The organism is Paenibacillus sp. HJGM_3 (assembly GCF_045062745.1).
In the GTDB taxonomy this organism is placed as follows: Bacteria; Bacillota; Bacilli; order Paenibacillales; family NBRC-103111; genus Paenibacillus_AA.
The window spans coordinates 228,773-253,949 of the sequence record NZ_JBJGED010000006.1 but is presented as its reverse complement, the minus strand read 5'-3'; the positions used below and the strand labels follow the sequence as shown (position 1 = coordinate 253,949).

Below are 25,177 nucleotides of genomic sequence, written 5' to 3'. Positions count from 1 at the left end.
GATATTCTCGGGGCCGTTCCTACTTGAGAGGGAGGGGCTCCGTGATTACAGTACAGCAGATTATCGATAAGCTCATGGAGCCGGTGGGCGTACTGAAGGGCACTACCGATCGGCTGATTGCAGGAAGCGCCTCTAAGAGGGTGAGCCGGATCGCCGTAACGTTCAGTTCTTCCTATGCGAGTATCCGAGCCGCGGTGGAAGGGAAGGTGGATCTCTTGATTACGCATGAACCGACCTTTTATTCCCATCAGGATGAGACGGATTGGCTGGAGGGCGATGAGGGATTCGAGAAGAAGCGGCAGCTGATCCAAGCGTCCGGTCTTGCCATCTATCGCTTCCACGACTATTGGCATCGCTATGAACCGGATGGAATCTTGAGCGGGCTGCTGGGTGCCATAGGGTGGGAACGTCATGCCAGAGCGCAAGCTCTCTATGTGCTCGACTTCCCTCCCACAACCGTTCGTCGAATCGCGGAGGATCTGAAGGGGAAGCTGGGAATTCCGGCCGTGCAGCTGTTCGGCAACCCGGATCAAGAAATTACCGTAGCTTGTCTAAGTCCAGGCATGGAAGGCGGGCGAAGGCAAATCGAGAAGCTGATGCGGCACAAGGCCGATCTGCTGATCGTGGGGGAGACTCATTCGTGGGAGACGAACGAATATGTGCAGGATGCGGTGGCCATGGGGCTCTCGAAAGCGCTGCTGATCCTGGGCCATATGCCTAGCGAGGAGGCGGGGATGCAGCAGGTCGTTCCATTGCTGGAGGGCTTGTTCCCGGAATTGCAGGTATCTTTTATTTCAAGCACGTCGAGTTCCCAATGGTTGTAAGTAGAGCAAGGGTGATGATCATGTGGAAAGCCGTACCCGTACATACAAAGCTAGTCCTGGTGTTCGCCGTCATTCTTATTGCCGCTAATCTTCGGGCTCCGCTCACTTCGATCAGTCCGCTGCTGGAAACGATGAGCGCGCAGCTCGGGATGTCCCATCCGCTTGGGGGCACGCTTACGACACTGCCCCTCATGGCATTCGCCGCGTTCTCGATCCTATCGCCCCTATTATCCAATCGCTTCGGCGTGGAACGGGTACTGCTGGCGGCGATCTTCCTCTTGTCGGCAGGGCTCCTGCTGCGTCCCTGGTCGGGCGTGGGCCAGCTGCTTATCGGAACGGCCTTGGCGGGGGTGGGGATCGCCGTTTGCAACGTGCTGCTTCCCGTCCTGATTAACAAGCATTTCCCCCGAAGGCTGGGGTTAATGACGGGTACGTACACGGTGTCTATGAATTTGACGGGATCGATCGCATCCGCGGCGAGTATCCCGCTCGCGCGATCCTTGGGCTGGGGGTGGGAGCGGACGCTCGCTTTGTGGGGCGCGCTTGCCCTATTTACCGCCGCCTATTGGCTAGTCTGCTGCATACGGTTCCGTTCTGAAGCCTCTTCTTTGGCCGTCAGGCCGAGATCCCATGGGAGTCGTATGCCGCTCTGGCGTTACAAGCTGTCCTGGCAGATTACCTTGTACCTGGGTCTGCAATCGTTCCTCTTCTATGTCGTGATGGCTTGGCTGCCCGATATCGCCGCGGAACGGGGGATCGGAGCCGGTACGTCGGGAGTGATGGTGGCGTTGATGCAGTTCGGAGGGCTACCCTTTAATTTTGTCGTGCCCCTGCTCGCCGCGAAGGTCAAGAATCAACGCTCGCTTGCGATGATGGCGGCGGTTATGTCCCTGGCGGGGGTGGTTTGCTTATTCATGGACCACATAGCGCTGCTGGCCCTTGGGGGTGCTCTGATCGGCAGTGCGGCGGGCTCCGCCTTCAGTCTGTCCATGATGTTCTTCAACCTGCGTACGAATAGCCCGCGACAGGCCTCCGCTATCTCCGGCATGGCGCAATCGATCGGCTATACGTTGGCTTGTACGGGACCCGCCCTCTTCGGTTGGCTCCATGACCGGACCGGAGGCTGGAATGTTCCCCTATTGGTGCTCTTGGGGGCTGTACTCGTGTTTATGTGGGCAGGGCTTGGCGCAGGACGCAATATTCGGCTTCCGGAGGAAGCGAGCGGCAGAATGTCGATACCGGCATCGCCTGAGAAAACCCTTAAGTCCTAATGCAAAGGAGAGATTAATGGCATGAACAAGGACTGCATACTCGAGGAGCTGGCCGGCGGCCGCTTCGGGCTGCCCCGCGAACATAGCGATGCGCACCGCAACCGCATCCGGACCCAGGCCGCCTTCCGGCCCATTCTGGAGAGATTAACGGCAGAGGGGGAGCGGTTTCTCGGGACACCCATTCCCGATTTGCCGTGGACGCTCTTCCGCCGAGTCTGGGAAGACGGCAACCGCAAAACGTACGAGCCCGTCTTCTTTCAACGGAGACAAAGACTTACTGCCTTGGGCCTATTAAGCTGGCTCTGGCCGGAACGCGAGGATTACCGGGACGGGCTGCTGGATACGGTTTGGGCGATCTGCAACGAATTCTCCTGGTGTATTCCCGCCGGCTTCGCCAGTCTTCCCGGAAGCCAACCGGTTAAGATGTCGGTGCGTGAAGAGCAAGCGGGGATGGTCGATCCCGCAATCGAGATCGATCTGTTCGCCGCGGAGACCGCATTCGCGCTGGCCGAAGTGATGGCATGGACCGGACAATCCTGGCCGGAGGCGGTACGAAGTCGTATTTATCGGGAAACCTATCGCCGAATCTTTCGCCCTTTCTTGCATGGCGGTCCGTACTTTTGGGAAGCCGTACGCAATAATTGGGCTGCCGTCTGCGCTGGCTCGATCGGCGCGGCAGCCATTTATTTGATAGAGGATCCCCAGGAGCTTGCCTTGATATTGAATAAAGCCATGCCCACCCTCGACCTCTTCCTGGAAGGCTATGGAGAAGACGGCGCTTGCTTGGAAGGGTATATGTATTGGGGCTACGGCTTCGGCTTCTATACCTACTTCGCGGAACTTCTCCATCGCCGGACGGCCGGAGCCGTAAACCTGCTCACGAACCCGAAGGTCAAGCAGCTGGCGCTTTTCCAGCAGAAATGCTTCCTGACGGGCCGAAAGGTCGTGAATTTCTCAGACTGCCCGGCTGAATTCGATGTCTACATTGGGCTCACGCACGAAATGGCTAGGCGGTTTCCCGAGATGCACGTCCCGGAGCATACATTCGAGAACAAAGCGATTTATGATCATTGCGGCCGCTGGGCGCCGGCGCTGCGCAATCTGATCTGGTATGATGCCGGCAACCCGGGCAGGGGATGGGAGGAAGCTTCCTACTATTTGCCGGATGCGCAGTGGCTGGTATCCCGTGTCGTGAAACCGGAAGCCAGCTATTGCTTTGCTGCCAAAGGCGGGCACAATGACGAGCCCCATAATCATAATGACGTCGGGCACTTCATTCTGTCGGCAGGCGAAGATACCTTCCTGGCCGATATGGGCTGCGGGCTCTACTCCAAGCAATACTTCGAGCCGTCGTCCAGGTATTCGTTTATTTGCAACAGCGCGCTGGGGCATTCCGTCCCGATTATCGATGGGACCGGCCAGCATGCCGGTTCGGCGAGCAGGGCCGACGTGCTTCAGGCGGACATCGCACCCGAACAGGACCGCTTCGGCCTGGAGCTCAAGGAGGCTTATGCGCTATCAGGCTTGCAGAAGCTGGAACGACAGTGGACGTGGCAGAAGGATGGCCCTTCTCCGCGGCTGCAGATGGAGGACCTATTCGTGTTCTCGGCGGGGGAGCATACGGTAACCGAACGGTTCATTTGCGCGATGCAGCCTGCGGTCAAGGGACCGGGTCATGTCGAACTAGAAGGCCGCCAATACAAGCTGATCCTTTTGTTTGACGGAGCTAATCTGGATCCGACTGTTGAACCGCTGTCCTTTATGAACCATTTCGGCAAGGAAGAACTGTTTTATGCGCTGGATCTGAATGGGCGAGGCCTGGAGGGCGGCTTCACGCATCGAATGCGCTTCGAATTTCGCTTCGAAAAACGGGGGTCCTAATCATGTTTTCATTTAGGGATTCGGCTATATTTGCCTCCTCGGACATGCCGGCGCTAAAAGGCTTCGGAATAACGGTCTCGCTGGAGGGGGAAGCGTCCAAAAGGCTCGTATTGCAAGCCAGCGAGAAAACCGGCGGTACCAATAAACTCGGAATATTCGAGGAGATTACCTTGCAGTTCCAGGACGGAACCGAACCGGCGGAAGTATCCGTATCCTTGAAGCTGCGCTGTTATGAAGACGTTCTCCTTGGATTCGTCGAAGGGCGGATTCATGGCGGGCACCCCTTTATGAGCCGCAAATCGTTTTCCGCGAGACAGAGTATCGTGATTACTATTGAGGAGATGGAGGGCGTATCCGCCTTATTGGCGAACTACCAGCATAACGACTGGTGGACTCGGCCGCATTTCGATCCGGATCCCGCGAAGCTTCCGGCCCGCACGCTTTCTTTGCTGTGGCGTACCGATTCCTCGTATTACAGGCTGCTGCCGGTGTGCGGCCCCCTATTCCGGACCGATCTGGCAGGCGGGGGATGCACGAACGGCCAAGGCTTCTCGGTGAGCTTGTCTTCATACCAGGGAGGGCTGCAGCGTAATGAAGGCCTCGCTTTCGTGCTGGGAGGCGGCACCGATCCTTACACGCTGGCCGAGCGTACAACCGAAGCGGCTTTAATGGAACTGGAGGATCCGGTACTCATGCGGAAGCATAAACCGTTTCCCGAAGTCCTGGATTACTTGGGCTGGTGCAGCTGGGATGCCTTTTATCAGAAGGTCGATGAGCAGGGGGTGTTGGAGAAGGCGGAGGAATTGCGCCGTCTGGGGCTGCCGGTTCGATGGATGATGATCGACGACGGCTGGTCCGCCACGTCTGACGGCAAGCTGCAGGCCTTTGATGCCAGTAGGGAGAAGTTCCCGGATGGCCTCGCCCATACGGTCCGCTTGTTGAAGGAGCAGCACGGAGTGCGATGGATCGGGGTCTGGCATACGATCGTCGGCTACTGGGGAGGCGTCCATCCGGAAAGCCCTATGGCGAAGTCGCTGGGGAAATACCTCTATACCTCCGCCGACGGTAGTCTTCTACCTTATCCGGATCCGGCTTTGGGCTTCGGCTTCTGGAATGCCTGGCACGGGTATCTTCGCCGGCAAGGCATCGATTTCGTCAAGGTAGACAGCCAGGCCGCGATCAATAACTATTTGCAATACGAAAGGTCGATAGGGGCATCGGCATCGGCCGCTCATCAGGCCATAGAAGCCTCGGTTGCGCTTCATTTCGATTGTGCGATGATCAACTGTATGGGGATGGCTCCCGAGAACATCTGGCATCGGCCCAAATCGGCGGTATCGCGCAACAGTGACGACTTTATGCCGCAGAACCGGAACGGGTTTCCCGAGCATGCGCTGCAGAACGCCTACAATTCGTATTATCACGGCCCCTTCTATTGGGGCGACTGGGATATGTTCTGGACCGTCCATCCCAACGCTGTTCAGAATGCGGTGCTGCGCGCTGTAAGCGGGGGCCCGGTCTATATCAGCGACCCTGTGGGGCGAACCGATCCCTGCCAGCTGCTGCCGCTCGTGTATCACGACGGGCGGTTGCTGCGATGCGAGCGTACGGCCGTTCCCACAGTCGATTGCTTGACCCAAGATCCGACAAGCGCGCCTATTCCGCTGAAGCTATGGAATTATGCAGGCGAAGCGGGCCTAGTAGCGGCTTATCATATCGGGGGAGACGGCCTCGAGCGGAGAGGCGTTGTCTCGGCTGCGGATGTGCCCGGGCTTTCGGAGAGGCGCATCGTCCTTTACGAGCATTTCTCGCGGGCCGGCCGGGTGCTGGAAGCAGGCGAAGCGTTTCCGTTCGTCCTGCAGCCGGAGCAATGTCTCTTGTTCTTGCTCGTTACGGTCCAGAGCAGAGTGACTCCTTTGGGGTTGACCGACAAGTATGTCTCCTCGCATGCGGTCTTGGACCAACAGAGCCGTGGGAACACGGAATTCATTCGCCTTCGGGAAGGGGGCCGGTTTGCCTTCTACTCGGAGACGGCACCGACGCAAGTGTTGGCGAACGGAGAAGAGAGGCCGATCGCAGCGATCGGGAACGCCTTGTACGAGGTCGACTGCGGCGATCAACGGCAGGAGGTTGTCGTTGAGGTTGCTTTGCCGGCCATGAAGCGGGGCTAACTACTGACCTTGCAGGTGTCAACGAACGGAGACCCCATTGTATCCTCTAGGAAGGGCTTGGAAAAGCCCGTATTTATTACACGAGAAGGGGCTTTCATTTGTAGCAGATGAAAGGCCCCTTTCTATGCATGGATAACGTCCAAACTCTAATCCACAATACTAACGATATATTCGCCTCGGCCGTCACCGGGTTTAATCACACCTAAATCCTTTAGTTTGGCAATATTTTTGGCGATACTGGAGGATGAGGCGGCTAACGTGTCGTCAAACAGTTGTCTGTGAAACACCTCTCCGTCATCCATTCGGCTGATCAACTCAAACATCGTTTTGGCATGCCCTTTGCCAAGCAACTCACGAACATGCTTGATTCGATCGTAACGCTGAAGCTCTCTAAGCACTTTGGTCAGAGAGGCGTTGACGCATTCGAGATAAAAGACAAGAAAAGGCTTCAGGTCCCCTTGTGAGGCAGCCATCAAAGTATCGTAATACTCCTCGATTCGTTTGTCGAAATATTCTTCTACGCTAAAGGCATCCTTAATGGTGGCAAGATCGGGGTGTATGAGGCCCACCAAAGCCGAAAATGCTCTGGCTGTTCTACCGTTTCCATCTGGAAAAGGGTGGATGTAGCCTATTAAATGATGCGTGATACCAGAGATAATCAGAGGATGGACCTTCTTATTATAATGTACCGTTGAGGTCTCATAAGGGTTCTCATACCCGGTAACACTAGTGTAAAGCCAGGAAAAATAAGCCTTCATCAAACGCGGGACATCATTGCATGCCGGGGGTTGATAGCTGACATCTCCATCCTCATCTTGAAGAGCAACCTGAATCGTTCTGTACCCCTCAGGATACCCGGTCAGATCATTCATTAAGGTATACTGTATTTTTTTGAGTACGGGCTCATCCATTTCAGAAAAATCATGACTCGGATCCAAACTATAAATATACTCGTAGGTATCAAAGACGTTTTTAACTTCCAATTGAGCTTTTTGCTTGATCGATAGCGGATTTTTTTTGTAGTGCTGATAGAGCTGTTCTACTTCCTTAAGCTCAAGCTTATTTTGTTCAATTTTCGTCGTGAAGTGAGCGGTTCTCACTAAGGAATTTCTCAGGATTGTGGGCTTTAGAGGGTGGCTTTTTAAGCCGAGTCTAGCTAGTGCCCCTATATTTCTTTCGGCTTCCAAGATTAATTGTTGGATTTCATACTCGTAGGGATTTAGATTTGGGTTAAACACTAGTCGATCTTCAATCATATCGAAGTGTTCATAAGCAAAAGTGTAAGTCATTTTACACCGCCTTTTACACGTTAAAAGCCTATAATATCAGTGGGTTTAGCTTATCTTTAGTATATTCCATTACACTAATTATGTACATTTTTTTTGGGTATTAAACAGTCTAGATGCGGAAGGAATGGCGATTCGGAAGAGTTCCCTACCTCGAACGGGGCATGAATGGGAATTTGGGGCAATTTAGCTTCATTGAGGAACAATTATTGTGATGAAGCAGGAAAAACGGCTATCATAGATTAAGAGAATCCAATGAGGTTGAGGTGAAGAACGATGAAGGTCGGTAGAAACGATCCGTGCCCCTGCGGCAGCGGAGTCAAATATAAGAAGTGCTGTATCCCGAAATATGACACACCTACTCCTAAAGCAGACAATACCTTCTGGGATTACGAGAGCTTCTTGGCGCGTGCGGAGAGGCTGAAGGCGATGAGTGAATCCGAGATCTTGCACAAGCTGCACGAATTGGGGATTCGAACGGAAAAGGCGCAATTTATCCAAGAGGTGGGCGACTATTTCAGTGTTAAGAATATAAGTGACAAGTGGAGTAGCCTGTTACGGCGGAACGTCGGTGTGCTGGATGAGGAGTTTCCTTTATTGGCGGCAAGGGAGCTTTGGAACCGATGGCTGCCCGACCGCTTCTCTTTGCACGGGTTGGAGTCAATGATCGTAGATTATCTCGATCATGAACCGGGTCAAAGAGTAGTGGAACGATTCTGGGCGATATGGGCGGCCATCCGAGATCACTACCTGCTCTGTTACAAGTGCCACTCGTTTGAAGAGTTCGGGATGAAAACCGACCTTCCTTTTGATATGACGGTCATTTTCTTCGGCACCGAACACGAGATGATTGAGGAGTGCCGCAACCGGCAGGAAGAAGACCTGGAGAGCTGGGACCGTCTCATCCTCCTCTATCGGGATATGCTGGAACATTTAACGGAAATGAATGAGCACAATAGATTGAATCTACGTCGCTCGATGGCGGAAACCCATTTTTATAAAAGCGATTATGAAACCGCTGAGACGCTCTTCCATCAGTTGATTGATGAGCATCCGGAATGGGCCTGGGGCTACATCGGCTGGGGAGATTTGTATAATCCTCGCTATAGCACTACCTCCACAGCAGATAAGGACAAAGCTTTGCGCTTGTACCGCCAAGGGTTGGACAAGGTTTCGTCCGATCGAGAGGACTTGGAGGAGCGGATAGGGGAATTGAGCGCACTATGAATGTCATGCCTTCCGGAGCACGAAGTGAAACCGTCACGAGCCGGACAAAACACTAAGCTCCCGCTGATATTTTTGCATCCGTGCTTGAGACGGAATGACCCGTTTGGCGTGACGAATGCCGCCGATCCGGATGTTTCGGACGACGTGATACGGAGCCACGAGAAGGGCGTGCAAAAGGCATCGGTCACCTGAGCTCAAGGACCGGTGCTTGTGATAATAGTCGATCCAGCGAAGCATCTCCGTCCCGTCCCATAGGCAATTGCGATGCAGAATGTGGGACAAGTCCTTCATTCTGACATGGAGCGAGCTGTTGTCGAAATCGATCAGGTGGATTTTGCGATGCGGATCTTTAATCATATTGGGATAGTTGTAATCGCCATGAGTGAAGGCGGATAATTGGGCTTCCGTATCTATAGCTTCGAGGCTTCCGGCTTGCTGCAACCGGCCGAGCGCTTCCTCGCATAGAGGGACCAAATGCCCGGTATGCGTATAGGAGCTTAGCAACTCTTTATATTCCGTCACTTCAGAGCTCAATCCCGAATAGCGGACCCTGCCGGCTGGAACCTCCTCGAGGGGAAATCCCTCGGCAACTGCATGAAACTTGGCCAAGGTTCGAATCCCTTTCTTATAGTCCATCCGCTTGGAGAAGTCGGGTCTATCGCCTTTCACCCAATTCGTTAGCATATAGAAGACTCCATTATGAGTCATGAAGGCGGCTTGTTCCACGGTAGGGTAGACCTTGGGGCCGCGGGAGAATCCTCGCTCCTCCAAGTAACCGAGGATTCGGCCAATAAACTGCACATCCTCTGCGTGGAATTCGTAGGGCTTCAGGCAATACACCCCGTTCTCCGTTCGAACCTTGTACACATCGTGGAAGGGACGGCTATCCCGAATCTTGATTCCATAAGACTGCTCTACGATCGACCAGAAGGACATTTCACTCCCCGCTTTCTTCTACAGGATTGGCCCAGGCGTCCAAAAAACCCACAGCGTTTAATCGGACCCCCCAACTTCCGTCCAAAATGTCAATTAATGCACTGTTACTTTTCCGCTTAGGGAAACAGGCTACCGTCCAGGCTTCTCGGGGGAAACGAAATAAGGCGGCAATTAATCTCCGTTCCGTTCGCGTTAAGGGTCTAATCTCCTCGTACCCGTTCAGAAGGGATTGGAGGAATTCCGGATTGAATTGCGCCGTGTTGGCGAGCGTTTTGGCCAGTTCGATATAGATGGAGCCTATCTTGACGCGATCCCAATCGAGGATGTATAGCCGGTCGTCATCGGATATCATCACATTGGTCGACGTGATGTCGCCGTGGATCAAGGCGGGGCGGGTGCTTTCCTGATCCAACAGGGCCGCAATCTCCGGGTCGTTCATCTCGGCCCAAGACCGTTCGGACAGGCTCCGGCAGTCCTCTCCATATTTTCTGAACCATCTCCGGAGCTTGGCATTTCTAAGGGCCCCTACCTTGTCATGAAGTAAACGGCGCTCTTGCAGCTTCCATAATCCGAGTTGTTTCCGGGTGAAGGAATCGGATTCCTGGCTCTGAAGCAGTTCGCTCGAGGTATGATGAAGGGTGGCGATCGCCCTCCCGAGATTGGCGAAATCCCCCGCCCCCTCCAAGCCCCGCCCCGTGATCCATTCGGTCATATAAAATGGCCTTCCTTTGCTTACGATCCAAAGCTTGCCGCTGTCCGCATAAAGCCACCTGGGCATATAGCTGTAACCGCTGCTCGTCAACCATTCGGCATGCTTAGCCGTGGTTTTCATTTGCTCGACTGTTCCCGAGGGGAAGGACGTACTCCGGTAAAAAGGTTTCAACGCGAAGGCTCCCGTGTCCGTTCGTACGCGGATGACCGCTTTTTTGCGATAAATGGAAGGTCGCCAACCAAATTTTATGGGCGTTATGCCGAAACGACGCGTTAGTTTACGAACATAGCCCTTAGTATACAAGCCGGCCATGGACAATCCCTCATTTCATTCGGGATGAATACTTCCCTTACCTTATTCAGTCCGCGGATAATGGTATGGCCTGCTATCCTGCCGTCCCAAAAAATTGTCATGGCCTGTACGAAGGAAAACCTGAGCTCTTTGTCGAAACTTGTAGGAAAAATAGGGAAATTTGCGCGATTTATCTCGCAAACTAGGTAAAGAGGGGCAAGGGACATCATGAACATGGTTAAGAACCGTTTGGTCGTCAAAATTTCAGTTACGCTGCTCGCGATCCTCCTCATTCTGTCGGGCAGCTTGATCTTCATCCAGATCCAGAACACCAAGAAGGCCAGTCAAGAAGCGATCGGCAATTTCAGTATCCATACGGCGGAAGCTTATGCCGGGCAGTTCGATTTGAAATCTTATGAGACCTACATCAAGGATGCCAAGGAGAACGATTTGTACTGGAGGCTTCGGGATGAGCTGAATCGCTTCCGCATGCAGATCGGAGCCTTGTATGTCTATACCGTGAAGATCGATGACAAAGGGCAACCCCTCATCCTGATCGACGGCCAGCCGAAGGATGATAAGGACGCCTCCCCGATCGGGGAAGTGACCGATATGCCGGAGGAAGCGATCCAAGCGGTCTTGAAGGGGCAGTCGGCCAAAACCGGCATCATCGTGAACGAGATGTACGGGGAGTATCTCTCCTCGTTCGCTCCGCTTCGCAATGCGGCGGGCGAGGTGATCGGGGCGCTCGGCATCGATACGGACGTGTCGGTGGCGCAGTCGGTGTATCGGGACGTCCTGAAGCAAAATGCGCCGTTGTTCATCCTGGTGGGGGTTGTGACTCTGATCGTATTCGGTCTTATCGTGTGGGTGATGTCCCGCACCTTGCGGCCCCTGGGTGTGATCGTGAAGGGAGCGGAAGCCATTGCGCGGGGAGATCTGGCCGAAGCGAAAGCCCATCTAACTGCGACAACAGTCAAATCGAAGGATGAAATAGGCCAAGCCTACACCGCGATGTTGCAGATGAATGAGCGGCTCAGCATCACCCTGGGGGACGTCGTTCAAGATATGGCGAAGACCGCCCACAGTCTCGTGCATTCCACGGATCAGTTCAGCTCCGAGGCGGACCAGATGCTGGCCTTGAATATGCAGCTGAAGCAATCGATCGCGCAATTGACGGACGGGGCGCAGCACGGGCGGGTCGGAGCCGAGGAGAGCGCCAAATCCATGGAAGAGATAACGATGGCCATTCAGCGCGTCTCCGAAGCATCGTCACATGTGTCGGTAGCCTCGGGCGACGCCTTAGAGACGGCGGAGCAAGGCCGGAACTCGATCCGCTGGCTGAGGGAGCAGGTCGCCTCCATCTCCCATGTGGCTCAGATGACGTCTCAGTCGGTCGAGGTGCTCAATACTTACATGCATGAGATTGAGCCGGTTCTCCAGTCCATTGCGAGCATCGCCGATCAAACCAAGCTGCTAGCCCTGAATGCCTCGATCGAGGCGGCGCGGGCCGGCGAGCATGGAGCGGGCTTCGCCATCGTGGCGGGAGAGGTGCGCAAGCTGGCCGAGACTTCGGCGGGGTCTGTGCAGCACATCACCTCGCTGCTGCAGCAAATCCAGCAGGAATCCACCCGTATCGGCGAGAGCATGCGGGAGAGCGGCCGGGAGATGAGCAAAGGAACGGAGCTGTCCCATCAGGTCGAGCAGCTGTTCGACGACGCGATGGAACGGTTCCAGGTGGTGAACCACCAAATTGAAGAGATTTCCGCCGCGGCGGAAGAAGTGCTGGCCGGATCGCAAGAGGCGGCTGCCTCGGTGGAACAGATCGCTCACATCTCCAACACGACAGCCGACCATACGGCGTCCATTCAGATGATGTCCGCGCGTCAGCTGGAGGCCGCGAAACGAATCGCCGATACCACGGAGCTGTTGAAGGAGCGGAGCTCGGGTCTGGAGGCGGCCGTGGAGAAGTTCAAACTGTAAGGGATGCAGGAGATCCTGAGTCGCTTCCCATTAGCAAAAAACCACAATCGCAGTTGTGGTTTTTTTATTCGGACGAACCGGGCGCTGTGCAGGGGAGTTAATTAGTGAGTTCATTCATTATAGCGGAAGCGTCTCACACGTGAAGAACTCTCGCATATCCTGATAGTGGGACGCGCCTCCCAACTCACTCCCATCGGAACCTCTCTGGATGTTCGATCGGGAGTATTCTATCATTTGTTCTTCACTAATGGGAGGAATATTTCGTGAGAGAAAAAAACTCAAAAAAGCGTGCACGGAACACGTTAGGCACAGTCGACAACCGCAAAGCAGTACGGCGACGAAGAAAACCAATCCGAAAAATCCGGTACTCGAACCCGTCTCACAACTCATCTCACCAGAGCCACCGATCGTTGTTCGACATGAAAAGTTCGATCGGAGAAAGAATGAACAGCTCCTTTAATGAATTGGGTTTCTTGATAGATCTTCCACCTACGGAAGACTGGGATGACCAAGTTGAGGAAGCGTCCACGAGCTGATTCCGATCTTTGACCTCACAGCCGCTAACACTTCATAACCCACGATGTTATCCAGGGATGTGGCCCGGGAGCATCTGGGACAAGCGCGTGCTTGCCGAATCAACGGACACCGAATGCGGTGTCTTTTTTCGTTCCTGCCGGAATAAGATTGAACTAGGCAACAATTTCGAGGAGGAGACCATGTATTCAGCCGAAATCAGCCGTTCCAATCCGTCCTGTTTCCTGTTCATTATCGACCGGTCCGGTTCGATGTCCGACCCGTTCGGGGCTAGCACGAAGGCCGAAAGCGTCTCGGATGCGATCAATCGTTTATTGCAGAATCTCATTATAAAATGTGCGAAATCAGAAGGAATCCGCGATTACTATCACGTGGGGGTGATCGGCTATGGCTCCAGTGTGGGGCCGGCCTTCGGCGGGGTATTAGCGGGCAAGGAATTAGTACCGATTAGTGAAATCGCCGATAACCCGTCCAGACTGGAGAAGCGTCTGAAGAAAATTCCCGACGGGGCAGGCGGGCTTGTAGAACAATTGGTTAAGTTTCCGGTTTGGTTCGATCCTGTCGCGAACGGCGGGACGCCCATGTGCGAGGCGTTGAATACCGCCCATACGATTCTTAGTCAGTGGATCGGTGAATACGCGCATTGCTTCCCGCCGGTGGTCATTCATATTACGGACGGGGAATCGACCGACGGGGATCCGACTCCCGCCATGGAACAGTTGAGAGCACTGGCTACGGATGACGGGAATGTATTGCTGTTTAACTTGCATATCTCCGACAATTCTAGTGCGGTCGAGCTGCGTTTCCCGGAAACCGCGGACGGACTGCCCGATCAATATGCCAGGGTGCTCTATGAAGGCTCAAGCGTGCTGACCCCCTTCATGATCCGGGTGGCCAATCAGGAACATGAGCTGAATCTGTCGGACGGGGCCAGGGGATTTGTATTGAATGCCGATCTCACCCTTGTAATTCAGGCGCTCGACATCGGTACGCGTCCCGCCAATCTTAGGTAGGGGTGGCTGCGGTGAGAGTAGAAAGCGAGTGTTTCTCGTTGCAGAAGGCGGGAAATCGCAAGGACGAATATGAAGATGCCTTCCATAGCAGCCTTACGGTTCATAAGGATACGGCGTATTATAGATTCGCCATTGCGGATGGAGCCAGCGAATCGTCGTTTGCCGACATCTGGGCCGATTTGCTCGCAAGCGGGTATTGCAACGGCCAGTTCGATAGTAAACATCTCGATAAATCCATCGCCAAATTGTCGAAAGCTTGGAAGCGAACATTAAATCCCAAAGCCCTGCCCTGGTACGCTCAAGAGAAGCTGGCGAGCGGGGCGTTCTCTACGTTAGCCGGCATCACGTTTCGTTTGACGGATGCCTCATCCGCCGCGTTTGATGCGATCGCGGTCGGGGACAGCTGCATATTTCACATTCGGGGTGATACGATTATCGCCTTTTTTCCTTTGGGTTCGGTCGAGGATTTTCGGAATAGGCCGGTACTCATCTCCAGCAACGCAGCCAGTAACGTGCATCTTCAATCGTTCGTTAAAAGATGGAGCGGGATGGCCCAAGCGGGAGACTCCTTTTGGCTGATGACCGATGCCCTGGCATGCTGGTTCTGGACCCGTTACGAGGAAGACAAAAGTGTAATCCAGAGAATACGCGGGTTGGCCAGTGAACAGGACTTTATCCATTTGGTGCAGGCGGAAAGGCAGTTTCGTTGCCGCGACGGCAGCTTTTCTCTAAGAAACGATGACGTTACCTTCATTCGAGTTCATCTTGTTAAGGGGATGTGAGGCGATGTTTTGGCCCACTCCACAGGATTATAGGGAAGCGATCCAAAATCCGCGCATTTGTTTCCAGGACCCGGAGCTTCAAGCCGGACTCCCTGAATTGGATAAGCTTGGGTTGCCTCGTCCCATTTCGGGCAATTTCGCCAGTGTTTACAAAATAAACGGCGTTGGGACGGAATGGGCGGTCAGGTGCTTCACCAACAACGTGAAGGATCAGAAGATCCGTTACGATACCATCAGCTTGCATTTAAGCTCCGTGAATCTCCCTTATATCGTCCCTTTCGAGTACTTATCGGAGGGCATCCGCATAAACGGCAGCTGGTTTCCCATCGTCAAAATGCAGTGGGTGGAAGGGGAATCGCTGCTTCATTATATCCAAAGAAATTTGCACAACGCTGAAATTTTAAAAGAACTGGCCAATAAATGGCTAAAAATGATGAATGACCTGCACATGGCTGATATAGCGCATGGGGACCTGCAGCATGGGAACATCCTGGTTCGCGATGATGAAATTATTCTGATCGATTATGACGGGATGTACGTGCCAGGCTTGAACGGCATGCCAAGCAACGAGCTCGGTCACCGAAATTATCAGCACCCCGGAAGAACCGAAGAACATTTTGGGCCGTACATCGATCACTTTTCCGCGTGGGTCATTTGGATATCCCTACTAGCCCTTGGTGCGGACGCTTCCTTATGGAATTCGCTCGGCGCGGGAGAGGCGGAAGAAAGTCTCCTCTTTCGTCAAAAGGATTTTGTCTCGCCGGGCGAATCCCGCGTTTTTGCATTACTGGAGCTGGTGCATGATGAAACGTTGCGTTCATTGGTAAGCTCCTTTCGCGATGTTACAGGAATGGAAGTGCCGGAGGTGCCTCGGCTTCCCGAACCGGAACGGGTTGGTGCCGCCCATGAGCCCAGTGCCTCGATCTCTGCCGGCTTCACATCGAAAGTACTCCCCTATCTCACCGTTCTCTCGGGTCGGCTCGCTTTGAAGAAGGGGTTAGCCGAGGTCCGATCACAAGCCGAAATTTCAGCCTATCCTCCCGGTGCATCGTGGGTACTGGATTACCTCTCTACAGAAGCAACTCCTTATAAGCCTCTGGATACATCTCGGTTCCTGTTGGAGAGAACCGTTTCGTTCACCGTAATCACTTCGACGGCATTGGCTGCGGTTGTTATGTACGGGTATGCTCCGGTTACGGGTTTAGTCTCCTGCACGGCTTTCGGTTTAGGTGTCGAGATGGCTTTCCTGAGCTGGCGGTATAGGAAGCTTTCCACGGTTAAGGAAAAAAGAACGGCGTCTGCAAAAATAAAGGAGCTTCAAGAGGCAGCCTCCGATCTCACAAGCGAATTGAACAAAATGAACGAGATGAAGCAAGCGTTCCAACAAACAGAGCAAAACAAGCTCGACGATCTATTACGGAGGCAAAGAGAAGTATCGGAACGGGAAAAGCAGGAGACGGAAGAAGTGGAGAAGGAGCTCCTGAGCCATGTAAGCGAAATCGTTCGAGCCAGGCAAACCCTGGATCAGGAGGAAAAAAAGGAGCTTGCCGACGCATTGGCTTCCTTCCAAAAAGCTTGGCTGGAGGACCAATTAAAGAAATATAGGATCAGTAAAGAAAAAATACCGGATCTCGACGATGACATCAAACGGCGGTTAAGATCGAGTGAAATTCGTACGGCGGCTGACTTCACGGACATTACGATCATCCAGTCCTATGGCCGCAAAAAGATTGAAAAGGTGTATGTAATCTTAAAAAACGGGGGATCGATTCATGTAGGCATGCGTCCATCCCAAGCGAAAGCGCTGCTGGAGTGGAGAAAAAAGTTAGAGCGTAAGTATAGACCTAAAATCCCCCAATCGCTTCCTCGTAGTGAGATCGCGGCCATTACATCCAAATTTAACGACCGGAAAACTAAATTAACTCACGCAGAACAAACGTATAAAACCAAGGCCCAGCACACGATCTTTAATATAAGGCGAATCTATAGGCCGGAGCACGATCGCTTGAAGAGGGAAGAAGATGCTCTGAGAATCCAGCTGAATCACGAGCTCCATCAATTTGATACGGGAATAGCGGAACTAAGTAAGCATCTTGCCGGAAACCAATGGGAGCTTAATGGCCTGAGCAAGCGATTGGATATTATTAAGGACGTTAGTTTCTTGAGATTTTTAAGGAAAGTGTTCCTTTTCCGTTGAGGAATGGGCCGAATGCTGACAAGAAGGAGGGAACGCGTGTGTTTGGTTTAATCAAAAAGAAGCGCCGCCCGACGGAAGTGACAGATAGGACGAGTCTGAATTCGATGAAGGGGAAATTTATCGGACAGACAGAATCGCTCGCGATGGAGGGTCAACAGCAGCACGCTTGGGGCGGACTCTTCAATCCGGTTGACTCCGGAGTCCATATGGTTTTTGACACGTTTACCATCACCAACTTTTCAAGCCAATTCCTCAATGCAGAGATATGGTTTAACTCGAAGCTTCCGGGAAAGGGGATCCCTTCATCCCTCATCCATCCCGCCAATCTCGCCCTAACTCCTCTTCCCCAGCCTAAAGTAGAGCTTCTCTACGCCAGCGAAGTGAATGGTACACCGATGGGGGGCATCAACGTGTTTAACCGAACGGTTGCCCCGAGTACAACGTTGATTAGCGAGTCCGGCAAAGGATCCATCATTCTTCCGCCTGGAGGGTCCTTGGCCATTTTCGTGAGATCCCCAGGACCGTTTAAGTATGAGACTCGCTTCGCATTCACCTGGTGGGAAGACCAAAACGCCGCCGGAGGTCCATTATGAGCCTTCAGCGCGGAAAAGCATTTGAACCGTTTGTTCAAGCGATTGATGGGACCGGAGCCGACTACCGTACCGGAGTTGGAACTTATTTTTTCGGGCAGACGGGCTTGTTGACGTTTGGTGACGGTTCCCACGCTTGGGGAGGGTTGTTTAATCCGGATGATTCGGGGATCCATTTGGGTTGGAACGGGTTTACGGTTACGAATTATTCACCCGAGCCTTTTACGGTTGAGGTTTGGTTGCTGAATCACTCCTTAGGCAAAGGAACGATCTCCCGGAATGTGGCTTCCGCCAATCAGGCGATTCGCCCCGTACCGATACCCAAAGTGGAACTTCGCGATGCGGATCGGCTGTATGAGGCTCCCAAGGATGGACGGTTTTCCTTTGTCCGAATAGCGGAGCCCAAGGCTACTTTAACTGAACACGATTTTCCAGGCCTGATCCTATTGCCTCCGGGAAGCTCTGTCATCGCGTTTTTGCGCTCCCCGGAGGCTGGAACGGTACGGTCCCGAGTGGCATTCGGCTGGTGGGAAGGAGCGGATGTAAAGGAAAGGCGAAGATGAAGAGCCCTCAGACCCTCCGCTTGGGAGCAGATGGCCTGAGGGTTAACGGCGTTAAGGGATCATCGCCTTAGCCGCCGCGATAATATCGCTAACCTTCGTCTCCAGCGCGACGATCTTCTGCTTCTCGTCGTTGATCTGGCCCGAGAGGGTGACGAGCGAGGAGAGCGTCTCGAGCGTGCTGGAGACATCGCCTTGCTTCGCCGCCTGCTTGAACGTGTTCCACAGAGGCGAGAGGCCGCGTTCGGCGATTTTGATCGCGCTTTGCTTGGCTTTGATCTGCTCCTTGAGCGGGTCGGCGTCATCCAGTTTGGCGCGGATTTTCTTCACGAGCTTGGCGTTCGTGTCCTTGGCCGCCTTGAGCGGCTCTTCCTTGGTCTTGATCTCGGCGCGCGCAGCCTGGACGGTCAGCTTCACGACCTCGGCCTGGAAGCGCAGCATCTCCGTCAAGGGCTTGTTCTTCAGTTGCCGCGCCAGTTCGAGCTGCTTGTTCAGGTCGGTGTAGCTCGTGAATAGAGGCTTGTGCTTCTCCTTCGTCTGGGCTACGTCGGCTGTCAGCTTGTCCAGCTTCTCGCGGTCGAGCCCCTTGATCTGCTTGGAGAGGGCGGCTGCGGCGTCCGTGTTCCCGCTGTGCAGAGCCTTGATACGCGCATCGAGCTCGTCGTCCTGCTGCAGGAGCGAGAGGAGCTCGTTGTACCTCGCATTGAGCTTGTCCGCCTGGCCGCTGTCCGCCTTGGCGATCGTACGGTCGAGCGTCGTCTTGACGGTAGACGTGAACTCGATCGTGGCGGCGGATGCAGCCAGCGGGGCCGCCGTGAAGGCGAGCAGTACCGCAGTGAGCCAAGCGATGATTCTTTTGCCGGTGAGCATGGTTCTTTCTTCCTCCTTCTTAATGGGGTGAAATATAGGTGGCGGCCAACACAAAAAGCACCCGAAAGAAAGGCTCAAAGCCTTCTCTTACGGGTGCTTCCATCGTAAGCGGTTATTGAAGTAGTTTCACTTTACCGGAAGTTCCACCGGCTGTCAAGACGAACATGTCCGGCTATGCTGAGTCCCTCCAACCCTGTCTGGCTGGCACCTTGCTTTTGCGAAACGGCAGCCACCAGTTCCAATCCCCCAGCAGCTTCATCAGGCTCGGGACGAGCATCAGCCGGATGATGGTCGCGTCGATGGCCACCGCGATGGCGATCCCAACCCCGATCTGCTTGATCGGAACGACGTCCGTGAAGGCGAAGGCGCCGGTGACGACGATCATGATCAGCGCTGCCGACGTGATGAGCTTACTGGTCGAGGTCAGGCCGTTGACCGTGGCTTGCGTGTTGTCGCGGCTCTTCTCGTATTCCTCCTGGATGCGCGAGATCAGGAACACCTCATAGTCCATGCTGAGCCCGAAGACGAGACAGAAGACGATGACCGGAATGATCAGAGCGAGCGACACCGCCTCCATGCCGAAGTGCCCGTATTGGAAAATATAGACGAGAATTCCGAAAGTCGAGCCGAGTCCGATGACGTTCATCAGGATCGCTTTCAGCGGAATCAGCACCGAACGGAAGGCGAGCATCAGGATGAAGAAGGTCGTAACCATGATAATGGCTATGGCGACTCCGATTTTGCTGAACGTTTCATCGAAAATTTCCTGATTGAACTTAGGATCGCCTCCCAAGCGGAAAGGCACTCCGAGCTCCCGGTCCATCCAACTATAGAGAAACTGCTTGGCATCGTCCGACGTGCTGTTCGAGTGAAGCGTGACCGGAATGAATAGCTTGGTGCCCTGGATGAATGTCTCCTGTAAAGGCGCTAGCTTGGGCGCAGTCTGCGGGGCAGATGAAGCGAGCTTCCACGCTTCCACCGAATCGAGTTTCGACTCGGTGTAGATGGTGGAGACCGCCTGCACCCGCGAGTCTGTCTGGAGCTGCTTTTGGATGTCCAGTATTTTCGCTAAGCCCGCGTCATCCTTCCATCCGGATTCCCGCTCCGCCAGCATATACACGACGGCATGTTGACCCAAGCCGAATTGGTTCCGCAAATCCTCAAAAGACGCCCGTGATTGGTAGGAGGCAGGCAGCGATTCCAGCTGAGGAATGGCCAGCTTCATGTCCCTCGCTGGGATGAGTCCGGACCCCAGCAGCAGCAGGGCGGCCCCTGCGATCAGGACGGGATGTCTCATGACGAACCGGGCCATCCGATTCCAGATGTTGGAGCCGGTCGCTTTCACGCGAATGACCGTCCACTTATTCAACCGATCCTGCAAGACGCAGATCAGTGCGGGCAGCAAGGTGAGTGCGGTGAGCACCGCCATCGCGACGACGAGGGTACCGCCGAGGGCGATGTTTTCGAAAATTTTGACCCGGATCACGATCATCGCCCCAAGACCGATCATGACGCATAAGGCGGAGAAGAGGATCGACCGTCCAGCAGTCCGAAGCGTAGTCTGGACAGCTTCCGGCACCGAAGAATGGAGGCGCTCCTCCCGGTAGCGGTTGATGAACAGCAGGGCGAAATCGATGCTCAGCGCCAGGCCCAGCATCGGCACGATATTCATGATGAAGATGGACAGATCGACCCGGTCGCCCAGCAGCGCCATGATGCCGAATGCGGCGACCACCGTGAACACCCCGATGACGATCGGTACGAGCGACGCGACTACGGAGCCGAACGCCAAGAGCAGCACGATCAGGGCGATAGGCAGGCCGATCGCTTCGGCGCTCGCCAAGTCCCTCTGACTGGCCGTGTTGATGTCATTCGAGATGACCGGTCCCCCGGTAACGGCCACGCCGGGCTCATTCGCCAGCAGCTCGCGAACGGACTGGACCGCTTTCTGCATCTCCATAGCCTTATCCTCCAATTGAAGGGTCGCGTAGGAGAGCTTCGGCATGTGTTGCTCGGGTGTGTCGAGCGGCGATTTCAAAGCGTGCACAGCGGGGGAGCTTTTCAATTTGTCCAAGACGGCTGTGATCTCGGAATCGCTTTTCTCGTAGAAGACTATGAAAATAGAATGGGTGGACAGCTTGAAGGTCGCCTGCAGCTCGTCCATCACCTCGGCGTGCTCGCCTTGGACGTAGAAGCCGTCGCCGTGCAGCTTGTCGGGCAGCCGGACCGCGAAGACGGCCAGCAGGGCGATCAGGAGGACCCAAGCGGTAATGATGATTTTGGGGTATTTTGTAACGAACTGACCTAGAAGACGCAAGAAGGAGACCGCCTTTCACGGGGAATGCCCGTGTCGTAATGGAGCTACTTCTTGCAGTATAAAGGAAAACGGGAAGGGGAAGCAAAAAATAGCCCTCAGATCGGCCGCCGCGCGGGGCCGTAAGGGCTAATGCTATGACCCCTTGTAGGGTTTGATAACGTAGGGAGCGTTTTATCGATCCTTCAAGCCTTTGATTGTGGAATCGTACTGTTCCATGACTTGAGTCAAGGTGTCCATAAAATCGGGGCTGATCCTGGTAGGTGGGGTCATTTTGGTTACTTTTTTGATAATGATTTCGCCCGTCTCTTTATGGACGTCTACGATAACGGTATCGCCCAACCCCAGACCAATTTGTTTAAAGGCTTCCGTCAACATGAGCCCTAGACTGTTTCCGAACTTGGTTACTCTACGTTCCATCTCCATCACCTTGCTCATTGGATTGTTATCGTAATTATACTATTTCAATCCTTCACCGGCTTCTCTTTTCCCGGGATGGATGAGGGCGAGCAGCAGCAAGACATTAATGCCAATCTCACCTATCGTCCGCAACCAGCTAAGCACGGTCCATCGTTCGGCGCGATCGGCTAGCTCCGGGGAGAAAGGCCCAACCGCAGGGGTATTTTCGAAATCGATAATCTCGGGCGCGAAATAGGCAAACGTAACGACCCGTATGACCAGATACAGACCCAGAACGACCCAGAGGTATGTTCGCTTCGTTCGATTAGGCCAATTAAGGATGAGAGCGAGGAGGAGCAGGATGTTGGCCGCGATATGAAACGGGACCCAAAAGCTCGTCAGGCTCAGGCCGTTAGGCTCCTGAATCAAAGCGAACGTGGTGGGCGGCGAAGCGCTCCAAACCGGAGATACGACGATTTCCTCGTACAGGCCTCCGCCATTAAGCACGCCGAACAGAAGGACGGTGAGGAATAAGGACAAGAAGGCGAGTTTGGTTTTCATATCGGCACCTTCTCACTCCAATCGACTTGGTAATCATACAACCAGCCCTGCGTGTCCTTATTCGCGGATTTCAGGAAGAGCGGCAGCATCAAGTCGCGGAAAAAGACTTGAACCGGATTGGTCGCATGCTTGCGCCGGCCGATCATTCTGGAGTACTTCACGATGCGTTCGACGCGATCGTGGCGCAAGCGTTGAAACTCGGAGAAAGCCCGGCTCACGTCCGGGACATCCCGCAAGCATTGGGCCAGCACCAGGGCATCCTCAAGCGCCAAGGAAGCACCCTGTCCGGCATTGGGAGAAGTGGCGTGGACGGAGTCGCCTACCAGGACGACCGATTGCACATGCCACACTGGCAAGGGCGGCATATCGTAGATCGGGTAGACGCCGATCTCGTCTTCGGTCGCCCGCACGATCTCCGGAACCGGTGCGATGTCTGAAGCATACAACCCCTGCATGGTCTTGCGCCACTCGGCTTGCGGGATTTGCTGCAGATCCCGGCGTGTCGGCGTTCCGGGATAATCCATGTTGCCGAACCAATACACCTCTCCGTCCGGTCGGACTTGGTAGCCGAAGAAGGCGCGCTTCCCGAACACCATCGTCTGAAGCCCTCGTTCGAAGGGGACGGTGGAGCCTTGCACAAAACCACCAAAACTGAGTAAGCCGGTGTAAGAAGGGGCTGGGGCGCCCGGTAGAACCAGCCGCCGGACGCGGGAGTGAATGCCGTCGCAGCCGATCAAAATATCCCCGGAAGCCAGCGTCCCGTCCTCGAAAGAAACCTTCACGCCCTCCGGTCCATTGGTCCCGATCCCCTTCAGTTTTTTTTCATGCTCAATCGAGATGCCTTGTCGCTCGGCGGCCTCCCGCAAGATGCGCTGTAAAGTCCCCCGTTTGATCGTGTAGCCCCGAGGCTCTCCGGACATTTGGCCGATATGGCCCAGAAGCTTGCCATTCCCACTGACCATTTTCATCGAATGCACCGGCATACCGGCCTGACGAACTTCTTCATCGAGTCCCAATTGCTGCAGGACTTGCAGCCCGTTGCGCGCCAGATTGAGGAACAACCCGGCATAATCGTCGCTGCGCTCTTCGGCTTCATAGACGACGGAGTCGATCCCGGCTCGCTGGAGGAACAGGGCGGTCGCCGGGCCTGCGATGCCGCAGCCGATAATCAAAGCCTTTTTAGGCCGATGGCTTGTAAGTGCCATTTCACATCCACCTCATTTTTTATTTTTATTGACTAGTTTATTTAAACTATATTATTTAGACTATATAAAGTCAACTACTTATTTTCAAACTAATAAAAATGGGCTATACTAGGGCAAGTTCACACTCGAATCATCGCTGCTATCTTCAGAAAGGAGGCGGAGCGGAATGCCCAAACCGAAACGGAGCAATCTGCTGGCGCTGGCTATCCTGTCCCTGCTGCACGAACGGCCCATGCATCCCTATGAGATCGGGAGTACGATGCGCCAGCGAGGCATGTCCGACAGCATCAAGTTGAACACCGGTTCGCTGTACGCCGTGATCGAAACCTTATTGAAGGACCGTCTGGTTCAGCCGGTGGGCACGGAGCGGGAGGGAAAGCATCCGGAGCGCACGATCTATGAGCCGACGGAGGCAGGCCGGGCGGAGTTTCTTGATTGGCTGCATGCGTTGTTGCGTACCCCTGTAAAAGAATATCCTCAGTTTGCGGCCGGGCTTTCTTTTTTGGGCCATCTGAAGCCTCAGGAAGCGCTGGGTTTGTTAAAAGAGAGGTCGGAAGCTCTGGCGAAGCAAATGGAGGATGTCCGCACAGCCATGGAGGCGACGCTAGCGATGGGCATCGACCGGCTATTCGTCATCGAGACGGAATATAACCTGGCGCTTCTCGGGGCTGAACAGGCTTGGCTGGATCAGCTGCTGAAGGACATGGAGAACGGAGTTATTACTGCGCGTATTGGGGAGAACTTGGTGTGGAACGTCAAGTTCAAACCGCCGGCAGAAGGTCAAGCGGAGGATTGAAGACGGATAACGCCGGCGGAATACGTCCGTTCAAACTTGGGCACCATTAGGAATAGCTAATTAAGATCGGATGTGGTATGATGGGTGTAATACAAAAAGTGACCTAATTCACATAACGTAGAGGGTTATTCTTTTAATCAATAACCTTGTGCGTTATGTGAATTTTTATTTGAACAAATAAAAGGTCATGTAAATCTTAAACAAAGGTGGTAATGGTTTTGGAAACAGGAACAGTGAAATGGTTTAACGCAGACAAGGGCTTCGGTTTCATCGAAGTTGAAGGCGGGAGCGACGTATTCGTGCATTTCAGCGCGATCGTGGGCGACGGCTACAAATCTTTGGACGAAGGCCAACGCGTTGAATTCAACATCGTACAAGGCAATCGCGGACCGCAAGCCGAGAATGTCGTAAAACTGTAGGATGAGCTTCATGCCCCGAAACATTTTGTTTGGGGCCTTTTATTTTCGCTACATCCAATCCAGGGTGGAAAAGAGGGATGCACTTGTATTATTCTCGAAAAAGGCCGTTTGAAGATCTGCCGGTAGAAGTCACCGCCATCTGGTCTTGTCCGAATGAAAACTGCAAGGGGTGGATGCGGGATAATTTTACCTTCTCCATCGCACCTGTATGCGCCCAATGCCAATCCGAGATGGTGAAATGCGAAAGAATGCTGGCTGCATTAGAGAACACTAGTCCTAATCAGCTCAAGCAGTGAAAGTGGTTGCAGCGACAAAATGACCCCTGGCAGGACGCATCTGGCGTCCGGTCAGGGGT

Annotated in this window: 22 protein-coding genes; 14 read left to right on the top strand and 8 right to left on the bottom strand. The window is 54.0% G+C overall.

Annotated elements, in window-relative coordinates:
* Nucleotides 1–41 precede the first annotated feature (41 nt).
* The 4 genes from ACI5FR_RS09580 to ACI5FR_RS09565 are packed head-to-tail and all read left to right on the top strand — an operon-like array spanning nucleotide 42 to nucleotide 6,147.
* Entirely contained in the window at nucleotides 42–824 is a 783-nt protein-coding gene (locus ACI5FR_RS09580; protein WP_405453600.1) for a Nif3-like dinuclear metal center hexameric protein, read from the top strand.
* A gap of 14 nt (nucleotides 825–838) precedes the next feature.
* On the top strand, nucleotides 839–2,095 hold the full coding sequence (locus ACI5FR_RS09575) for a CynX/NimT family MFS transporter (protein WP_405453597.1): 1,257 nt from the start codon (nucleotides 839–841) through the stop codon (nucleotides 2,093–2,095).
* Nucleotides 2,096–2,116: 21 nt separating this feature from the next.
* Nucleotides 2,117–3,976 (top strand): heparinase II/III domain-containing protein, encoded by a 1,860-nt coding sequence (locus tag ACI5FR_RS09570; protein WP_405453594.1) that lies wholly within the window; start codon nucleotides 2,117–2,119, stop codon nucleotides 3,974–3,976.
* Between the two features lie 2 nt (nucleotides 3,977–3,978).
* Nucleotides 3,979–6,147, top strand: coding sequence for a Sip1-related alpha-galactosidase (locus ACI5FR_RS09565; protein ID WP_405453591.1), 2,169 nt, complete (start codon nucleotides 3,979–3,981; stop codon nucleotides 6,145–6,147).
* 146 nt (nucleotides 6,148–6,293) lie between these two features.
* On the opposite strand, the gene ACI5FR_RS09560 is transcribed toward ACI5FR_RS09565, so the two are convergent.
* A complete protein-coding gene (locus ACI5FR_RS09560) occupies nucleotides 6,294–7,436 on the bottom strand; it encodes a Fic family protein (RefSeq protein ID WP_405453588.1) in 1,143 nt (380 codons plus the stop codon).
* Between the two features lie 273 nt (nucleotides 7,437–7,709).
* On the opposite strand from ACI5FR_RS09560, the gene ACI5FR_RS09555 reads away from it, so the two are divergent.
* On the top strand, nucleotides 7,710–8,660 hold the full coding sequence (locus ACI5FR_RS09555) for an SEC-C metal-binding domain-containing protein (RefSeq protein WP_405453585.1): 951 nt from the start codon (nucleotides 7,710–7,712) through the stop codon (nucleotides 8,658–8,660).
* A 33-nt stretch (nucleotides 8,661–8,693) separates the two neighbouring features.
* Here ACI5FR_RS09555 and ACI5FR_RS09550 read toward each other — a convergent pair whose 3' ends face one another.
* Nucleotides 8,694–9,596, bottom strand: a complete 903-nt coding sequence (locus ACI5FR_RS09550; RefSeq protein WP_405453582.1) for a phosphotransferase — start codon at nucleotides 9,594–9,596, stop codon at nucleotides 8,694–8,696.
* 1 nt (nucleotide 9,597) lies between these two features.
* Nucleotides 9,598–10,620 (bottom strand): phosphotransferase, encoded by a 1,023-nt coding sequence (locus tag ACI5FR_RS09545; RefSeq protein ID WP_405453579.1) that lies wholly within the window; start codon nucleotides 10,618–10,620, stop codon nucleotides 9,598–9,600.
* Between the two features lie 207 nt (nucleotides 10,621–10,827).
* Between ACI5FR_RS09545 and ACI5FR_RS09540 the strand changes: the two genes are divergently transcribed.
* The 6 genes from ACI5FR_RS09540 (at nucleotide 10,828) to ACI5FR_RS09515 (ending at nucleotide 18,261) form a co-directional block, all read left to right on the top strand.
* Entirely contained in the window at nucleotides 10,828–12,582 is a 1,755-nt protein-coding gene (locus ACI5FR_RS09540) for a methyl-accepting chemotaxis protein (protein ID WP_405453576.1), read from the top strand.
* 716 nt (nucleotides 12,583–13,298) lie between these two features.
* Nucleotides 13,299–14,129, top strand: a complete 831-nt coding sequence (locus tag ACI5FR_RS09535) for a vWA domain-containing protein (protein WP_405453573.1) — start codon at nucleotides 13,299–13,301, stop codon at nucleotides 14,127–14,129.
* An 11-nt stretch (nucleotides 14,130–14,140) separates the two neighbouring features.
* Complete coding sequence (locus ACI5FR_RS09530) at nucleotides 14,141–14,911, top strand: protein phosphatase 2C domain-containing protein (RefSeq protein ID WP_405453571.1); 771 nt, start codon at nucleotides 14,141–14,143, stop codon at nucleotides 14,909–14,911.
* A 4-nt stretch (nucleotides 14,912–14,915) separates the two neighbouring features.
* Entirely contained in the window at nucleotides 14,916–17,108 is a 2,193-nt protein-coding gene (locus ACI5FR_RS09525; protein WP_405453569.1) for a protein kinase domain-containing protein, read from the top strand.
* A 38-nt stretch (nucleotides 17,109–17,146) separates the two neighbouring features.
* Nucleotides 17,147–17,701, top strand: coding sequence for a DUF6143 family protein (locus ACI5FR_RS09520; protein WP_405453566.1), 555 nt, complete (start codon nucleotides 17,147–17,149; stop codon nucleotides 17,699–17,701).
* The gene (locus ACI5FR_RS09515; RefSeq protein WP_405453563.1) at nucleotides 17,698–18,261 is read left to right on the top strand and encodes a DUF6143 family protein; all 564 of its coding nucleotides are present in this window, start codon (nucleotides 17,698–17,700) and stop codon (nucleotides 18,259–18,261) included. Before ACI5FR_RS09520 ends, ACI5FR_RS09515 begins: the two co-directional genes overlap by 4 nt.
* A 51-nt stretch (nucleotides 18,262–18,312) precedes the next feature.
* Here the strand turns inward: ACI5FR_RS09515 and ACI5FR_RS09510 are convergent, their stop codons facing one another.
* The 5 genes from ACI5FR_RS09510 to ACI5FR_RS09490 all read right to left on the bottom strand — a co-directional run bounded on the left by ACI5FR_RS09510 (nucleotide 18,313) and on the right by ACI5FR_RS09490 (nucleotide 23,607).
* The gene (locus tag ACI5FR_RS09510) at nucleotides 18,313–19,128 is read right to left on the bottom strand and encodes a hypothetical protein (RefSeq protein WP_405453560.1); all 816 of its coding nucleotides are present in this window, start codon (nucleotides 19,126–19,128) and stop codon (nucleotides 18,313–18,315) included.
* 172 nt (nucleotides 19,129–19,300) lie between these two features.
* Nucleotides 19,301–21,445, bottom strand: a complete 2,145-nt coding sequence (locus ACI5FR_RS09505) for an MMPL family transporter (RefSeq protein ID WP_405453558.1) — start codon at nucleotides 21,443–21,445, stop codon at nucleotides 19,301–19,303.
* Between the two features lie 171 nt (nucleotides 21,446–21,616).
* A complete protein-coding gene (locus ACI5FR_RS09500; RefSeq protein ID WP_405453555.1) occupies nucleotides 21,617–21,862 on the bottom strand; it encodes an AbrB/MazE/SpoVT family DNA-binding domain-containing protein in 246 nt (81 codons plus the stop codon).
* 39 nt (nucleotides 21,863–21,901) lie between these two features.
* Complete coding sequence (locus ACI5FR_RS09495) at nucleotides 21,902–22,402, bottom strand: hypothetical protein (protein ID WP_405453551.1); 501 nt, start codon at nucleotides 22,400–22,402, stop codon at nucleotides 21,902–21,904.
* Entirely contained in the window at nucleotides 22,399–23,607 is a 1,209-nt protein-coding gene (locus tag ACI5FR_RS09490; protein ID WP_405453548.1) for an FAD-dependent oxidoreductase, read from the bottom strand. Before ACI5FR_RS09490 ends, ACI5FR_RS09495 begins: the two co-directional genes overlap by 4 nt.
* A 166-nt stretch (nucleotides 23,608–23,773) precedes the next feature.
* Between ACI5FR_RS09490 and ACI5FR_RS09485 the strand changes: the two genes are divergently transcribed.
* The 3 genes from ACI5FR_RS09485 to ACI5FR_RS09475 all read left to right on the top strand — a co-directional run bounded on the left by ACI5FR_RS09485 (nucleotide 23,774) and on the right by ACI5FR_RS09475 (nucleotide 25,118).
* Nucleotides 23,774–24,403 (top strand): PadR family transcriptional regulator, encoded by a 630-nt coding sequence (locus tag ACI5FR_RS09485; RefSeq protein ID WP_405453545.1) that lies wholly within the window; start codon nucleotides 23,774–23,776, stop codon nucleotides 24,401–24,403.
* A gap of 218 nt (nucleotides 24,404–24,621) precedes the next feature.
* Nucleotides 24,622–24,822: a cold-shock protein gene (locus tag ACI5FR_RS09480; protein ID WP_405453542.1), complete on the top strand. Its 201-nt coding sequence runs from the start codon at nucleotides 24,622–24,624 to the stop codon at nucleotides 24,820–24,822.
* A 77-nt stretch (nucleotides 24,823–24,899) separates the two neighbouring features.
* A complete protein-coding gene (locus tag ACI5FR_RS09475; protein WP_405453539.1) occupies nucleotides 24,900–25,118 on the top strand; it encodes a cold-shock protein in 219 nt (72 codons plus the stop codon).
* The last annotated feature ends 59 nt before the right edge of the window (nucleotides 25,119–25,177 follow it).

Excerpts from the sequence above, each read along its gene's own strand:
- ACI5FR_RS09575 (WP_405453597.1), top strand. The coding sequence starts at position 839 with ATGATCATGTGGAAAGCCGTACCCGTACATACAAAGCTAGTCCTGGTG.
- ACI5FR_RS09570 (WP_405453594.1), top strand. The coding sequence starts at position 2,117 with ATGAACAAGGACTGCATACTCGAGGAGCTGGCCGGCGGCCGCTTCGGG.
- ACI5FR_RS09565 (WP_405453591.1), top strand. The coding sequence starts at position 3,979 with ATGTTTTCATTTAGGGATTCGGCTATATTTGCCTCCTCGGACATGCCG.
- ACI5FR_RS09560 (WP_405453588.1), bottom strand. The coding sequence starts at position 7,436 with ATGACTTACACTTTTGCTTATGAACACTTCGATATGATTGAAGATCGA.
- ACI5FR_RS09555 (WP_405453585.1), top strand. The coding sequence starts at position 7,710 with ATGAAGGTCGGTAGAAACGATCCGTGCCCCTGCGGCAGCGGAGTCAAA.
- ACI5FR_RS09550 (WP_405453582.1), bottom strand. The coding sequence starts at position 9,596 with ATGTCCTTCTGGTCGATCGTAGAGCAGTCTTATGGAATCAAGATTCGG.
- ACI5FR_RS09545 (WP_405453579.1), bottom strand. The coding sequence starts at position 10,620 with ATGGCCGGCTTGTATACTAAGGGCTATGTTCGTAAACTAACGCGTCGT.
- ACI5FR_RS09540 (WP_405453576.1), top strand. The coding sequence starts at position 10,828 with ATGAACATGGTTAAGAACCGTTTGGTCGTCAAAATTTCAGTTACGCTG.
- ACI5FR_RS09535 (WP_405453573.1), top strand. The coding sequence starts at position 13,299 with ATGTATTCAGCCGAAATCAGCCGTTCCAATCCGTCCTGTTTCCTGTTC.
- ACI5FR_RS09525 (WP_405453569.1), top strand. The coding sequence starts at position 14,916 with ATGTTTTGGCCCACTCCACAGGATTATAGGGAAGCGATCCAAAATCCG.
- ACI5FR_RS09515 (WP_405453563.1), top strand. The coding sequence starts at position 17,698 with ATGAGCCTTCAGCGCGGAAAAGCATTTGAACCGTTTGTTCAAGCGATT.
- ACI5FR_RS09510 (WP_405453560.1), bottom strand. The coding sequence starts at position 19,128 with ATGCTCACCGGCAAAAGAATCATCGCTTGGCTCACTGCGGTACTGCTC.
- ACI5FR_RS09500 (WP_405453555.1), bottom strand. The coding sequence starts at position 21,862 with ATGGAACGTAGAGTAACCAAGTTCGGAAACAGTCTAGGGCTCATGTTG.
- ACI5FR_RS09495 (WP_405453551.1), bottom strand. The coding sequence starts at position 22,402 with ATGAAAACCAAACTCGCCTTCTTGTCCTTATTCCTCACCGTCCTTCTG.
- ACI5FR_RS09490 (WP_405453548.1), bottom strand. The coding sequence starts at position 23,607 with ATGGCACTTACAAGCCATCGGCCTAAAAAGGCTTTGATTATCGGCTGC.
- ACI5FR_RS09485 (WP_405453545.1), top strand. The coding sequence starts at position 23,774 with ATGCCCAAACCGAAACGGAGCAATCTGCTGGCGCTGGCTATCCTGTCC.
- ACI5FR_RS09475 (WP_405453539.1), top strand. The coding sequence starts at position 24,900 with ATGCACTTGTATTATTCTCGAAAAAGGCCGTTTGAAGATCTGCCGGTA.